This is a genomic window from Streptomyces sp. NBC_01446, from assembly GCF_026340095.1.
In the GTDB taxonomy this organism is placed as follows: Bacteria; Actinomycetota; Actinomycetes; order Streptomycetales; family Streptomycetaceae; genus Streptomyces; species Streptomyces aureus.
This window is the reverse complement of record NZ_JAPEPO010000001.1, coordinates 3,831,633-3,845,498: the sequence shown is the minus strand read 5'-3', so window position 1 is coordinate 3,845,498 and position 13,866 is coordinate 3,831,633. Positions and strand designations below refer to the sequence as shown.

Here is a 13,866-nt window from a genome sequence, read left to right as displayed (position 1 = left end):
GAGCCCCTTGCGCTATTGCGCCAGGGGCTTGGTCTATTCCGGGGCACACCAAGGCACACCCATACAGGCGGCTACGGCCCCTGACCTTGGTCTTGCCCCGCCCGGAAGGGGTGTACGCCTGTGCCCGCACTTGTGCTGCTCGGTGCTCAGTGGGGTGACGAAGGCAAGGGAAAGGCCACCGACCTGCTCGGTGGATCCGTGGACTATGTGGTGCGCTACCAGGGCGGCAACAACGCCGGTCACACGGTCGTCGTAGGCGACCAGAAGTATGCGCTCCACCTCCTCCCTTCCGGGATCCTCTCGCCGGAGTGCACGCCGGTCATCGGAAACGGTGTCGTCGTCGACCCGTCGGTCCTGCTCTCCGAGCTGAGTGGACTGAACGAGCGCGGCGTCGACACGTCGAAGCTGCTGCTCAGCGGCAACGCGCACATCATCACGCCGTACAACGTGACCGTCGACAAGGTGACGGAACGCTTCCTCGGCAAGCGCAAGATCGGCACCACCGGCCGCGGTATCGGCCCGACGTACGCGGACAAGATCAACCGCGTCGGCATCCGCGTCCAGGACCTCTACGACGAGTCGATCCTCACCCAGAAGGTCGAAGCGGCGCTCGAGGGCAAGAACCAGCTCCTCACCAAGGTCTTCAACCGGCGCGCCATCGAGGCGGAGCAGGTCGTCGAGGAGCTGCTCGGCTACGCGGAGCAGATCAAGGGCTACGTCGCCGACACCACCCTGATCCTGAACAAGGCCCTCGACGACGACAAGGTCGTCCTCTTCGAGGGTGGCCAGGGCACGCTGCTCGACATCGACCACGGCACGTATCCCTTCGTGACGTCGTCGAACCCGACCGCGGGCGGCGCCTGCACGGGTGCGGGCGTCGGCCCGACGAAGATCAGCCGCGTCATCGGCATCCTCAAGGCGTACACGACCCGGGTCGGCGCGGGCCCGTTCCCGACCGAGCTGTTCGACGAGGACGGCGAGGCGCTGCGCCGCATCGGCGGCGAGCGCGGTGTCACCACCGGCCGCGACCGCCGCTGCGGCTGGTTCGACGCGGTCATCGCCCGCTACGCGACCCGCGTGAACGGCCTGACGGACTTCTTCCTCACGAAGCTGGACGTGCTCACGGGCTGGGAGCAGATCCCGGTCTGCGTCGCCTACGAGATCGACGGCAAGCGTGTCGAGGAGCTCCCGTACTCGCAGACCGACTTCCACCACGCGAAGCCGGTGTACGAGTACCTGCCGGGCTGGTCCGAGGACATCACCAAGGCCAAGACCTTCTCCGACCTGCCGAAGAACGCGCAGGCGTACGTGAAGGCCCTGGAGGAGATGTCGGGCGCCCCGATCTCCGCGATCGGTGTCGGCCCCGGCCGCACCGAGACCATCGAGGTCAACTCGTTCCTCTAGGCCCCGCGCCCCGGAACAGCAGGCGCCCCCGCACGGCTCGACGGAGCCTGGCGGGGGCGCCTGCGTCTGTACACGGACCGGTGGCTCAGCCGCGGCAGGCCGCCGAGCCGTCGGGGGAGGTGCAGGACAGGTGCCCGGCGCGGGCGATGACTCGGTTGGCGGCGCCCTGGGTGAGGAAATCGAGGAAGCTGTCGGCCAGGGAGCCGTCCTCGGGGTTGCCGATCGTGTACGCGTACTCCACGGCGTGGAAGGGGTAGCCCTTCCTGATGTTCTCGCCGGAGGGGCCGAGGCCGTTCAGCTTCAGGATGTGGGAGCCCTTGCGCGGGGTGCCCTCGGGCGGGGCCGCGTAGCCGATCGTGCCGTCGACCCGCGCGACCCGGTCGAGGAGGTCGGGCGTGTTGTGCTCCTCGCAGCGCAGGACCTTCGAGGCGGGCAGCAGGTCCTTGGTGCGGCAGTCGCGCGACGACGTCGAGAAGGAGTCGGGGCGGCCGAGGACGCGGGCCTCGAAGGCGCCGCGCGTGCCGGAGCTGCCGGTCCTGCGGACGGTGCGCACGGGCAGGTCGGGCCCGCCCAGGTCCTTCCAGTCGGTGATGTCGCCGAGATAGAGCCGGCGGACCTGGGAGACGGTCAGGTTGGTGAGCGGCTTGCCGTCGACGACCACGGCGTCGTTGACGACCAGGGCGAACGCCATCGCGGCGACCTTCTCGTCGTGCAGCTTGCCCTCGGGGTCGCTCTCGGAGGTCGGGCCGTCGGAGAAGGCCATGACACTGGAGTGGTCGCCCGCCGTGTCCGAGGGGTCGGACTCCAGGAGCTGGCGGACGCCGGTGCCGCTCGAGCTGGTGGCCACGGTGATCTTCGCGTCGTCGCAGTCGCGCGTGTACGCGTCGCGCAGCGCCTCCATCGCGGGCCGGAACGCGGAGGACCCGGTGAGGGTGAGCGAACCCGAGGCGCAGCCGCGGGGCTGGGGGACCGGGTCCGGCAGCGTGGCGAGGACCAGCAGGATCGCCATGCCGGTGCCGAGGATTCCGACGGTCCAGCGGCCCAGCGCGCTGAACAGGGGCGGCTTGTCGTCGGGGTGGGCGCCCTGGTTGGGGTGGACGGTGCCGTCGTTGAGGCGGCCCTCGATGTCGACCTGGGTGCCCGCGCCGCCGCTGCGGAGCATCACGAGGAGCTTGTAGTAGTCGCCGCTGTTGAGGGCGACGGGCGGCAGAAGGAGGCTGTTCTCGCCGGGCGTGTAGACGGGCCGGGAGTCGAGCCGTATCTGCCGGGCGGTGTTCGAGGTGAGGGCGGGCTGCACCGGATACGCGTCGGTGATGCGGCGCCCGGCGAACGTCACGGTCAGGCCCTTGGGATCCGAGATGTAGTCGCCGTCGGTGATCGTGGCCGCGCCGTCGTTCTCGATCCGCAGGAGGACCAGTGTGGTGTCCTCGGTGATGTCGCGGCGCGGGATCAGGCCGTCCGGGCCCGGCAGGTCCTCCGAGATGGCGCGGCTGAGCGGGATGTCCATCTGGATGCGATGGCCGATCCGCTTGCTGTGCTGCTTGCGCCGCTCGACGTACCACAGGGCCAGTGACGCGGCGATGGACAGCACCGTCGTGGCGATGGCGACGAGGTTCTGTGCGTCCTTGAGCCAGCCCACGGTGTACTCCCCCCGGAACCTGATGGTGGAGTCACCGTAGGGGCTCGTGCGGCAGCACGGCGGACGGCGGCCGAGGTGTCGACCGCTGTTCGCCGCGCGTTCACCCCGTGCCTCGCCGGAGCGCTCAACCTGCCTGTCCGCAGGCCGATTTCAGGACCGGAGTGCGCCCGTCACCCCTTGCTGTACGTCAGCTCGTCGCCGTTGTTCATCGTGCGGCGCAGCTCGCCCGACGAGAGCACCTCGACCGTGCTCGGCTTGCCGGGACTGCACGAACCGGCGGGGCCGGAGACGACGTCGGTGGCGCCGATGCGCAGCGTCCCGCCGGAGGCCGACACCAGCGTGCCCTGGAACACGCAGTGGTACGTGCCGCCGCCCTGGAGCGGTCCGTCCGCCGTCATCGACAGGACCGTGTCCCCGGGGCTGCCCTGCTGGATGTCCAGACGGCGGGTGTTGTGGCCCGTGGCGTTGTCGATCGAGGCGGACCAGGTGCCGAGGAACTCGGGGGGCACGTCCCCGCCCGCGGGCGGTTCGGAGGACTCGGGGGGCTGCGAGGTCTCGGGATCCTGCGAACTGGGGCCGCCCGTCGAGGGTCCCTGGCTCGTGGGCGCGCCGGACGTCGGCTGCTTGGAGTCCTCGCTCTGGGAGGCCGGCTTGCCGTCGTCCTTCATCAGCGCGTACACCGATCCGCCCGCGCCGAGCGCCACGACCAGCGCCACCACGATCAGCGCCGCCGTGGAACGCCCGCTGCGCCGTGGCTCCGGCTGCGGTGCGCCGATGGGGACGACGCCAGGGCCGTACGGGGGTGTGGCGGCGGGGCCGTAGGGCGGCGTCCCGCCCCAGCCGCCCTGCTGCGGGTAGCCGTAGACGGGTGCCTGGGGGTGCGGATGCGGGTACCCGTACGCGGCGGAGGCGGGCGGGGCCGCCGGCGGGAGCGCGGGGGTCGACGGGCCGGAGGGGGAGACCATCGTCGGGAGGTGGTTGACGGGGGCGGCGCCGGGCTTGCCGGGCGGGGGAGGGGTTGGCTCGCCGTCGCCGGTCTCCGCGGGCGTGGCGGGTGCGGGCTTCTCCTTGGAGAGGCTGGGCGGCTTCCCGGAGGTCGCGCCGGTCGCGCCGGTCGCGCCTTCGGGGTCTTCCGTGTCCAGCAACTGCACGGCGTGCCGCCCCAGTTGGGCCACGAGGGCACCCGGCAGCCACGGGTCGCGCGTGCGTCCGCCGTCGCCGAGCGTGTCCTCGGCACCGGTCCGCTCCAGAAGCTGGTCCAGGGTCGGGCGGGCCGAGGGCTCCTTGTGCAGACAGTCCCGTACGAGTTCCTGGAGGCCCTCCGGGAGCCCTTCGAGGTCGGGTTCCTCCTGGGCGATACGGAACATCAGGGCGTGCACCCCACTGTTGGCCGTGCCGAACGGCAGCGCGCCCGACGCCGCGTAGGCGAGGACCGAGCCGAGGCAGAACACGTCGCAGGCCGGGGTGATCCGGTCGCCACGCACCTGCTCGGGGGCCATGAAGCCGGGCGAGCCCACGAGGGCGCCCGTTCTCGTGAGGCCGCCGTCCGTCACGGTCTCCAGGGCGCGGGCGATGCCGAAGTCGATGACGCGCGGCCCGTCGATCGTCACCAGGACGTTCGACGGCTTCAGGTCGCGGTGGATGAGGCCCGCGGTGTGGATGTCCTTGAGCGCGTGCGTGAGGCCCGCCGCGAGGATCCGCACGGAGCGCTCGGGCAGCGCGCCGTGGTCGTGCGAGACGACCGTCTGGAGCGAGGGCCCCGCCACGTAACCCGTGGCCACCCAGGGGATGTCCGCCTCGGTGTCCGCGTCGAGGACCGGCGCGGTCCACTCCCCGCCGACCTGCCGCGCGGCCCGCACCTCGAGCCGGAACCGGTTCCTGAACTCCTCCTGTTCGGCGAGCTCCTGGCGCACCAGCTTGACCGCGACCGTGCGCCCGCGGTCCGAGCGCGCCAGATAGACCTGGCCCATCCCGCCCGCCCCGAGCCGCGCCAGCAGCCGGTACGCACCGATGCGCTGCGGATCTCCCGCCCCCAGCTTCTCCATGTCGCGCCACCCTCCCCCATATGTGACCAACATCCCGAGAATAGTGGGAGGTTGTGACACTGGGGTCGCGGCGGCGTCTACGGTTCCGTAACAGGGTGGGTCGTGCGGGGACCCGTCGGGTGATCCCCGGGGTGATCCGTCACCTCGTCCAGGGCCGCCGACAACCGTTCGAGCGTCCGTACCGTCGCGGCGAGTTCGTCCTCGCCGAGCGCCGCCGCGAGCCGGTCCGCGAGGGCCGCGTGGCCGGGGCCGATCCGCGCGATCGCCGCGCGGCCCTCCTCGGTGGGGGCCAGGAGCTTGGCGCGCCGGTGGGCCGGGTTCGGCTCGTACGCGGCGAGGCCCTGGGTGACGAGCAGGTCGGCGACGCGCTGCACGCTCTGGCGGGTGATGCCCATGACGCGCGCGATGCCGGCGACGGGCAGCGGCGCGGTCAGGACCGCGCCGAGCACCTGCCACCGGGCGGCGGTGAGCCCCGCGGGCCGTGACAGCTCCTCGGAGACGGACAGGAACTGGCCGTTGAGCCGGAAGACGCCGAGCGCGGTCCGGCTCAGCAGGTCCTGGCGCGCCCTGCTCACTCCCGCGCTCCCTGGAGGGTCTCGTACGCCGTCACGTCCGAGTCGTGGAACAGGCGGTACCAGGCGTCGAGCAGCTCGCCCTCGAACACCCCTAGCCCGCCCAGGACTTCGCGCGCGAACGCGACCGGCTCGGTCGGCCCGGCGGTGATCAGGCCGCCGTCCGTCACGGCGTCCGCGTCGACGTAGCGCTCGCCGCCCTTGTAGCCGGTGGCGTCGAGGTACATGGGGGCGGCGCTGGTGTGCGCCCGGTCGTCGAGCAGGCCCTCGCGGGCGAGTCCGGCGGTGGCCCCGCAGATCGCGGCGACCGGCACGCCCGCGTCGAGGAAGGCGCGGGCCTTGCGGGCGAAGGGCGCGAGGTCGTCACCGGCGTCCCAGAGGTCGGCGCCGGTGAGGATCAGCAGCGAGCTGTCCTCGGGGCGCAGGTCGCCGAGGGCCAGGTCGGGCTGGATGCGCACACCGCCGATGGTGGTGACGGCCCGCCCGGCGTCGAGCCCGACGGTGCGGATCCCGTAACCGCCGCGGGCCAGGTGGGCGGTGGCGTGCCCCGACTCCCAGTCGGCGAGCGTGTCGTAGACGGCGAGGTGTACGGGCTTCTCGGTGCGGCCGGCGGTCATGGTGTCCTCCAGAACCTCGGGTACCTGTCACTGCCTCATAGTAATGACAGCATGCTGTCATTACGGCAGGGTGCTGTCCATCACTTTCTATACAGCCGGCCATTCCGTGGAATTTTGTTTCCGTCAATCGGAACGATCGTGCGATCCGGTACGTAGTACTTCACGACGAACCGCAACGAACCACGACGACCACGTCACGACGTACCCCTTCACGTCTACGACCTCCCCCGACCGAGGAGACCGTGTGCTGAACAGGACGCCAGTCGCCGTCCGCGCCCTCGCGCGCGCCGCGCTCGCCGCCCGTCCCGTCGGACTCGACGGGACCGACACCGAGGCCCCGCTGCTGCGCCACCACGGCCACAGCTATCTCGTCCCCGTCGAGCTCTTCCAGGACTTCGCCGCCCTGCTCACCGACCCCCGCAGGCCGGGCGGCCCCTACCGCGCCCTGTCCGTCGGCGGCCGCCGCTGGTTCGGATACTGCTCGACGCACTACGACACCCCCACCCTGCGCACGTTCCACGACCACGCGCAGGGACGCGCGCCCCGCTTCGGCATCAGGGAGCGGCTCTACGAGGACAGCGGGAAGCGGCAGTTGGAGCTCAAGGTGCGTTGCGCGGACGGCGGGACGGTCAAGCACCGCACCCTCCTGGGCGAGGGCGACCACCCCCTCGACGACACGCGGCGCGCCTTCGTCGCCGGACTCCTGCGCGGTACGTACGGCATCGGGGCGCCGCAGGAGCTGGCCGCCCGCGTCGTCACCGAGTACCGGCGCGCGACGTTCGTGGCCGACGGGCAGCGGCTCACCTGTGACGCGGGGCTCGTCGTGCGCGACGCGGGTCAGGGGCGCGCCGTGCGGGCGGACGGCGGGTCCGTGCTGGTGGAGACCAAGGCGGGCGCGCCGGGGCGGCCGACGGACGCGGACCGGCTCCTCGCGCGGTTCGGGGTGGCCCCCGTCGCGTTCGGCAAGTACTGCGGGGGACTCGCCGCGCTGCGGCCCGAGCTGGCGGCCGGGCCGTGGGAAGACGCGGTGCGGACGCTGTTTCCCGGGGCGGTGCCGCCGCGCGAGGGCGACAGTGTGTCGCGTTAGCGGCCGTCCCACAGACAGGACGCCGATGGTCCTTCCACCATGCGGACATTTACCCTCGGGCCCATGACCCCTCAGCCGAATCCCCAGGTCGGCGCCGCCGTCAAGGCCGCGGACCGTGCGCACGTGTTCCACTCCTGGTCCGCACAGGAGCTCATCGACCCGCTCGCCGTCGCCGGCGCCGAAGGCTCGTACTTCTGGGACTACGACGGCAACCGCTACCTCGACTTCACCTCCGGCCTCGTCTTCACGAACATCGGGTACCAGCACCCGAAGGTCGTCGCCGCGATCCAGGAGCAGGCCGCCTCCCTCACGACCTTCGCGCCCGCGTTCGCCGTCGAGGCCCGCTCGGAGGCCGCACGCCTCATAGCCGAGCGGACCCCCGGCGACCTGGACAAGATCTTCTTCACCAACGGCGGCGCCGAGGCGGTGGAGAACGCCACCCGCATGGCCCGGCTGCACACGGGCCGCCACAAGGTGCTCTCCGCCTACCGCTCGTACCACGGCGCCACCTCCACCGCGATCAACCTGACCGGCGACCCGCGCCGCTGGCCGAGTGACCAGGGCGCGGCGGGCGTCGTCCACTTCTGGGCGCCGTTCCTGTACCGCTCCCCGTTCTACTCGGAGACCGAGCAGCAGGAGTGCGAGCGCGCGCTCCAGCACCTCGAGGACACCATCGTCTTCGAGGGCCCGGCCACGATCGCCGCGATCATCCTGGAGACCGTGCCCGGCACCGCCGGCATCATGACGCCGCCGCCCGGCTACCTCCAGGGCGTGCGCGAGCTGTGTGACCGGCACGGCATCGTCTTCATCCTCGACGAGGTCATGGCGGGCTTCGGGCGCACCGGCAAGTGGTTCGCCGCGGACCACTACGACGTCGTGCCCGACCTGATGACCTTCGCCAAGGGCGTGAACTCGGGCTACGTCCCGCTCGGCGGCGTCGCCATCTCCGGCGCCATCGCCGACACGTTCGGCAAGCGTCCCTACCCGGGCGGCCTCACCTACTCCGGGCACCCGCTGGCCTGCGCCGCGGCCGTCGCCACCATCAACGTCATGGAGGAGGAGCGTGTCGTCGAGAACGCCGCCCACCTCGGCGAGACGCTGATCGGCCCGGCGCTGCGCGAGCTGGCCGAGCGCCACCCGTCGGTGGGCGAGGTCCGCGGACTCGGCATGTTCTGGGCCCTGGAGCTGGTGAAGGACAAGGCCACCCGCGAGCCGCTGACCCCGTACAACGCGGCGGGTGCGGCGAACGCGCCGATGGCCGCCTTCGGCGCCGCCGCCAAGAAGAACGGCCTGTGGCCCTTCATCAACATGAACCGCACCCACGTGGTCCCGCCGTGCAACGTCACGGAGGCCGAGGCCAAGGAGGGGCTCGCCGCTCTCGACGAGGCGCTGACCGTGGCGGACGGCTACACGGCGTAGGGAAACAGGTACTCCGTGTCGCTCCCCGTAGTGCGTAGGCTGACCAGCTGACCAGGAACAGCCTCACCAGCTGACGACGCACTACGGGGGAGGGACCACGTGCCCGGAACCGACGGCGGAGCTGCCGTCCAGCGCAGCACGCTGCGCCAGCAGATCGCCGACGCCCTGCGCGACGAGATCCTCGCGGGGCGGCTCGAACCGGGCCAGGAGTTCACGGTCAAGGAGATCGCCGAGCAGTACGGCGTCTCCGCGACCCCGGTCCGTGAGGCCCTGGTCGACCTGTCCGGGCAGGGGCTCCTGGACTCCGCCCAGCACCGCGGCTTCACGGTCCACGAGTACTCGCTCGCCGACTACCGCGGCATGATCGAGGCCCGCAGCCTCGTCACGGACGGCATCTTCCGCGGCCTCGCCGCGAACGCCGACGCGCACCACGCCACCCCCGCCGCCCTCGCCGGGGTCCGCCGCCGCGGCGAGGAGGCCGCCCGCGCGGCCGCGGCCGGCGACCTGAACGTGCTGATCGGCTACGACCTCCGGTTCTGGCGCGAGCTCAGCGCCCTGTTCGGGAACCCGTACCTCTCCGACTTCTTCCACCGCCTGCGCGTCCAGTCGTGGATGTGCGCGGTCCCGCACCTGCGCCGTGTGGACGACCTCAGGGGCCACCTCTGGTCCGGGCACTGCGGCCTCGTCGACGCGCTCGCGGCCCGGGACGCCCGCGCCGCGCAGGACATCGTCACCGCGTACAACGCGGACTCCCTCGCCCTCGTCGAGCGGCTGGCGAAGCGGTGAGCACGGAGCGGACCGACCGTCCCGTCGTCGCGCGCGCGGGCGTCGTGGACCTCACCGTCGTCGTCCCCGCGTACAACGAGGAGCGCCGGCTCGGTCCCACGCTGGACGCGGTCTCCGCGTACCTGAACGACGGGGACGGCGGGAACCGGTGGGGTGACTGGGAGATCGTCGTCGTCGACGACGGCTCCACCGACCGTACCCGCGAGATCGCGGAGCGGGCGGCCGCAGCCGCCCCCGAGGGCCCCGGCCGCACCCCCCGCATCCGGCTCGTCGAGAGCCCCCGCAACCGCGGCAAGGGCCACGCCCTGCGCCAGGGCGTCCTCGCCTCCCGGGGCCGCCGTGTCCTGGTCACCGACGCCGACCTCGCGGCGCCCATCGAGGAGCTGGAAGCCCTCGACAAGGCGCTCGGCGAGGGCCACGCGGCGGCGATCGGCTCCCGCGCGAGGCCCGGCGCGACGATCGCCCGCCACCAGCACCGGCTGCGCGAACTCCTCGGCCGCACCGGCAACTTCCTGATACGCGCGACGAGCGTCCCCGGCATCAGGGACACCCAGTGCGGCTTCAAGCTCTTCGACGGTGACCGGGCCCGCGCCGCGTTCGGCGCCGCACGCCTGGACGGCTGGGGCATCGACGTAGAGATCCTGATGTACTTCCGCCGCTCCGGCTGGCCGGTCGCCGAGGTGCCCGTGCGGTGGTCGCACCAGGCGGGATCGAAGGTCCGCCCCTTCGACTACATCCGGGTCCTGGCCGAGCTGGTGACGCTCAGGGCACGGGCGGTGCCGAAGGGCCACCTCCTCGTGGCGGCCCTCTTCCTCGTCCTGTCCGTCGCCCTGTACTCGGGCCGCTGGGCGGCGCCCGCGCACCGCTACCTCCCCGACTCCCTCCAGGACCAGAACCAGTGGGAGTGGTTCTTCGCGGTGACGGCGGACAGCGTCCGCCATCTCCACAACCCGTTGTTCACGACGCTCCAGGGCTTCCCGGACGGCGTGAACCTGATGGCCAACACCGCGATGCTGGGCCTGTCCGTCCCGCTCGCCCCCGTGACCTGGCTCTTCGGCCCCGCCGTCGCCCTGAACGTGGCGATGACGGGCGGCCTCGCCGCCACCGCCTTCGCCTGGTACCGGCTGATCCTGAAACGGCTCGTACGGACCCGGTGGGCCGCCGCGACCGGCGCGCTCCTCGCCGCGTTCGCGCCCCCGATGGTCAGCCACGCACACGCGCACCCGAACTTCGTCGTCCTCTTCATGATCCCGCTGATCATCGAGCGGGCGCTGCGGCTGTGCGAAGGCAGGCGCGTGGTGCGCGACGGCGTCGTCCTCGGCCTCTTCGCGACGTACCAGATCTTCCTCGGCGAGGAACCGCTCCTGCTCGCCGTCATGGGCATGGCGCTGTTCGCGCTCGCCCACGCCGTCGTGCGCAGGGACGTGGCGAAAGCGGCCTGGCGCCCGCTCCTGCGCGGGCTCGGGGTCGCCGCCGCGGTCGCGCTGCCGCTCGTCGCCTTCCCCCTGTACTGGCAGTTCCTCGGCCCGCAGAGCTACAAGAGCGTGCTGCACGGCGACAACGCGGGCAACAGCCCCCTCGCCCTCCTCTCCTTCGCCGAGCGCTCCCTCGCCGGCTCCCGCGAGCGCGCCGCCGCGCTCGCCCTCAACCCGACCGAGCAGAACGCCTTCTACGGCTGGCCGCTCGTCGCGCTCGCCTTCGCGATCGTCGTACGGCTGTGGCGCAGCGCCGCCGTGAAGGCACTCGCGTTCACCGCGGTCGCCGCGGCCCTGCTCTCGCTCGGCCCGAAGTTCCGCCTCCCGCTGACCGACCTCGTGCTGCCGGGCCCCTGGGCGCTGCTCGCCCACCGGCCCCTGTTCGAGTCGGTCATCGAGTCGCGGGTGGCGATGGTGTGCGCGCCTGCGCTCGGGATGCTGCTCGCCCTCGCGCTGGACCGGCTCGCCGCGGCGCGGGTCCCGTACCGGCTCGTCGGCTTCGCGGCGGTCGCCGCGGCGCTCGTGCCGATCGTCCCGGCGCCGCTCAGGGCGGTCGACCGGGCGGACGTCCCGGCGTTCGTCGCCGACGGCACCTGGAAGCGGTACGTCGGACCCGGCGAGAGCCTCGTGCCGGTGCCGCTGCCCGACCCGGGCAACGCGGAGGCCCTGCACTGGCAGACCGAGGCCGGCCTCGGCTTCCGTCTCCCGGGCGGCTACTTCAACGGCCCCTACGGCCCCGACCACGTCGGCATTTACGGCGCCTCGCCCCGCTGGACCTCCAACCTGCTGCGCGACATCCGCTACTCGGGCCGGGCCCCCGAGATCACCGAAGCGTGGCGCGCCCAGGCCCGCCGCGACTTCGCGTACTGGCACGCCGGCGTCCTCGTGCTCGCCCCGCAGCAGAACGACGGGGTGCTGCGGGCGACGGTCGACCAGCTGGTCGGCAGGGCCGGTACGTGGACCGGAGGCGTATGGATCTGGGATCTGAGCAATGTGCAGAGGGGGAGCTGAACCGGCTCCCCGCGCATTACGCTGCCTTTCCGCCGTTCATCACGGCCTTCACCACCGGAGGAGTCGCCTTGGCCTGTGACCTGTGGCTGGTCCCGCTCGTCGATGTGCTGTGCCACAGCCCCGACAACCCCTTCGCCGAGGAACTCGCGCTCTACGACAAGGCGTTGCACGAGGCAGGACTGCCGCCGGTGCCGGTCTACTCGTACATGCCGGGACTCTCCGGTGACGTGGCCCCCGTCGCCGGCTTCGACTACGACGCGCTGCACTTCCTGCGCCGCGCGTACCTCCTCCAGATGTGCGGCCTCGCCGTCACGCCGGTCGACGAACTGGGCGGCGACTACGAGCAGCTACTGGAGATGTTCGAGACGACGGCCCAGCAGTCGCACCTGGTCTGGCACTACGACCACGCGGGCGCGTACGTCCCTGTGGACTTCCCGAGCCCGCTGTCCAACGACGAACTCCTCGCCGGCGGTGGCCCCCTCTGCTCCTCCCACGCGCTCCTGCGGGAACTGGAGTACGTGGCCCGGTCGATCGGCATAGACCCGGCCAACCCGCCGGCGGCCCCGGTCCCGCCGGAGGGGCCCACGGCCCTGGAGGAACCGGCGGCGCCGGCCCCCCTCGACAACAGCCCCTTCGCCCGTGAACGCCATGTCTGGCTCGGCCTGCACGCGGCCGCGACCCGGAGCCTGGCACAAGGTTCCATGATCATCTTCAGCTGACCCGGAGCCCCGTGCCCGAGCCGCGCCCCGTCACAGGCCCGCGCGACCGCACCGCCCCAGGTAGGACGAGGAGCGGTCAGCGCGGCTCGGGCGGGCGCTGGCGGGGCATGTTCGGGCGGGCGCCCGGGGGGAGCGGGAAGCGGCCCGGCGGCGGCTCCGCGGGGCGGGTGCCCGGGGCGACGGAGGACTGCATCACCAGGGGCGCGGGACCCGAGCGGAACTCCACCATCCAGTCCGCCGTCTCCGACCGCACCAGTTCCGTCACGTCGTCCGTGAAGCGCCGCAGCACCGACAGGCACCGCTCGGCGGCCTCACTGGCCGTGCCCTCCGTCGGGCCGAGCACCTCCCGCACGCTCTCCGACGCCCAGTCGAACTGGAGCGCCTGAAGCCGCCGCTGTACCGCCTGGGCCGTGGCCACGTCCCTTATCCAGCCCGACGTGAGCCCGAAGTACCGGTCGCAGGCCACGCACGCCACCGCGAGCAGCAGCGCCAGATACCCCCAGGGCGCGACCCCGCCGAGCGCCCCGGTCAGATCGAGCAGCGGCAGCGCCGCCCCCGCCACGGCACCGGCGACCGCACCGCCCCGCAGCGCCCGCGCCCCGCGCCGCTTCCACACCCGGTCGGCGAGGTACCAGTACGCCGTGTCGAGCGCCCCGCGCTCCACCCACCGGTAGAGCTCGTCGAGCCGCTCGGCGGGCTCGCCCCAGTCACCGACGGGGAACGTCCGCCCGGTCAGGTCGCCCGGCCGCACCGCGTCACCCGTGCCGTCACTGCGCTCGCCCCGGGCGCCCCGCTCCTCCTGAGGCGGTCCCTCGGGCTGCATCTCCGGCTGGCTCACCCGGCACTCCCTACGACTGGTCCTGGTCACGGATGGGGCTCATGTGCAGAGCATCTTCCTACCGCCCAATGGGTGGCCAAGGGCCCGTTTTCGCGGTATTTCCGCCCGGAAGTGGGTCTTGATCAGGTATAGGCAGGGAGTGCGTGTCACTCGAAAGAGTGCAGCGAAAGGTGCCGGGGCGGGCGACACCCCGACCACGTAGGCTCGTTCCAGGGCGGAGAACCCGCCCGTGGTCGCAGGTCGAAACAGGACGC

11 protein-coding genes are annotated in these 13,866 nt (G+C 72.3%); 6 read left to right on the top strand and 5 right to left on the bottom strand.

Annotated elements, in window-relative coordinates:
- The first annotated feature begins 120 nt into the window (after positions 1-120).
- Positions 121-1,404 carry an adenylosuccinate synthase gene (locus tag OG456_RS17245; RefSeq protein WP_116511784.1) on the top strand — a complete coding sequence of 428 codons (1,284 nt, stop codon included), beginning with the start codon at positions 121-123 and terminating at the stop codon, positions 1,402-1,404.
- Between the two features lie 85 nt (positions 1,405-1,489).
- On the opposite strand, the gene OG456_RS17240 is transcribed toward OG456_RS17245, so the two are convergent.
- The 4 genes from OG456_RS17240 to OG456_RS17225 form a co-directional block, all read right to left on the bottom strand.
- Complete coding sequence (locus tag OG456_RS17240) at positions 1,490-3,043, bottom strand: substrate-binding domain-containing protein (protein WP_266561942.1); 1,554 nt, start codon at positions 3,041-3,043, stop codon at positions 1,490-1,492.
- Positions 3,044-3,213: 170 nt separating this feature from the next.
- Complete coding sequence (locus OG456_RS17235) at positions 3,214-5,088, bottom strand: serine/threonine-protein kinase (protein ID WP_266561940.1); 1,875 nt, start codon at positions 5,086-5,088, stop codon at positions 3,214-3,216.
- Between the two features lie 77 nt (positions 5,089-5,165).
- Entirely contained in the window at positions 5,166-5,663 is a 498-nt protein-coding gene (locus OG456_RS17230; RefSeq protein ID WP_266561938.1) for a MarR family winged helix-turn-helix transcriptional regulator, read from the bottom strand.
- Positions 5,660-6,277, bottom strand: a complete 618-nt coding sequence (locus OG456_RS17225) for a DJ-1/PfpI family protein (protein ID WP_266561936.1) — start codon at positions 6,275-6,277, stop codon at positions 5,660-5,662. The genes OG456_RS17230 and OG456_RS17225 overlap by 4 nt, the downstream gene beginning before the upstream one ends.
- Positions 6,278-6,521: 244 nt before the next feature.
- On the opposite strand from OG456_RS17225, the gene OG456_RS17220 reads away from it, so the two are divergent.
- The 5 genes from OG456_RS17220 to OG456_RS17200 all read left to right on the top strand — a co-directional run bounded on the left by OG456_RS17220 (position 6,522) and on the right by OG456_RS17200 (position 12,774).
- Positions 6,522-7,364, top strand: coding sequence for a VTC domain-containing protein (locus OG456_RS17220; protein WP_266561934.1), 843 nt, complete (start codon positions 6,522-6,524; stop codon positions 7,362-7,364).
- A 63-nt stretch (positions 7,365-7,427) separates the two neighbouring features.
- On the top strand, positions 7,428-8,783 hold the full coding sequence (locus OG456_RS17215) for an aspartate aminotransferase family protein (RefSeq protein ID WP_266561933.1): 1,356 nt from the start codon (positions 7,428-7,430) through the stop codon (positions 8,781-8,783).
- A 99-nt stretch (positions 8,784-8,882) separates the two neighbouring features.
- Positions 8,883-9,569 (top strand): GntR family transcriptional regulator, encoded by a 687-nt coding sequence (locus OG456_RS17210; RefSeq protein ID WP_266561932.1) that lies wholly within the window; start codon positions 8,883-8,885, stop codon positions 9,567-9,569.
- The gene (locus tag OG456_RS17205; protein ID WP_266561930.1) at positions 9,566-12,055 is read left to right on the top strand and encodes a dolichyl-phosphate beta-glucosyltransferase; all 2,490 of its coding nucleotides are present in this window, start codon (positions 9,566-9,568) and stop codon (positions 12,053-12,055) included. The genes OG456_RS17210 and OG456_RS17205 overlap by 4 nt, the downstream gene beginning before the upstream one ends.
- Before the next feature lie 68 nt (positions 12,056-12,123).
- Positions 12,124-12,774, top strand: a complete 651-nt coding sequence (locus OG456_RS17200; RefSeq protein WP_266561928.1) for a hypothetical protein — start codon at positions 12,124-12,126, stop codon at positions 12,772-12,774.
- Between the two features lie 76 nt (positions 12,775-12,850).
- Here the strand turns inward: OG456_RS17200 and OG456_RS17195 are convergent, their stop codons facing one another.
- Positions 12,851-13,612: an SLATT domain-containing protein gene (locus OG456_RS17195; protein ID WP_266561926.1), complete on the bottom strand. Its 762-nt coding sequence runs from the start codon at positions 13,610-13,612 to the stop codon at positions 12,851-12,853.
- Between the last annotated feature and the right edge of the window lie 254 nt (positions 13,613-13,866).

Excerpts from the sequence above, each read along its gene's own strand:
- OG456_RS17235 (WP_266561940.1), bottom strand. The coding sequence starts at position 5,088 with ATGGAGAAGCTGGGGGCGGGAGATCCGCAGCGCATCGGTGCGTACCGG.
- OG456_RS17225 (WP_266561936.1), bottom strand. The coding sequence starts at position 6,277 with ATGACCGCCGGCCGCACCGAGAAGCCCGTACACCTCGCCGTCTACGAC.
- OG456_RS17215 (WP_266561933.1), top strand. The coding sequence starts at position 7,428 with ATGACCCCTCAGCCGAATCCCCAGGTCGGCGCCGCCGTCAAGGCCGCG.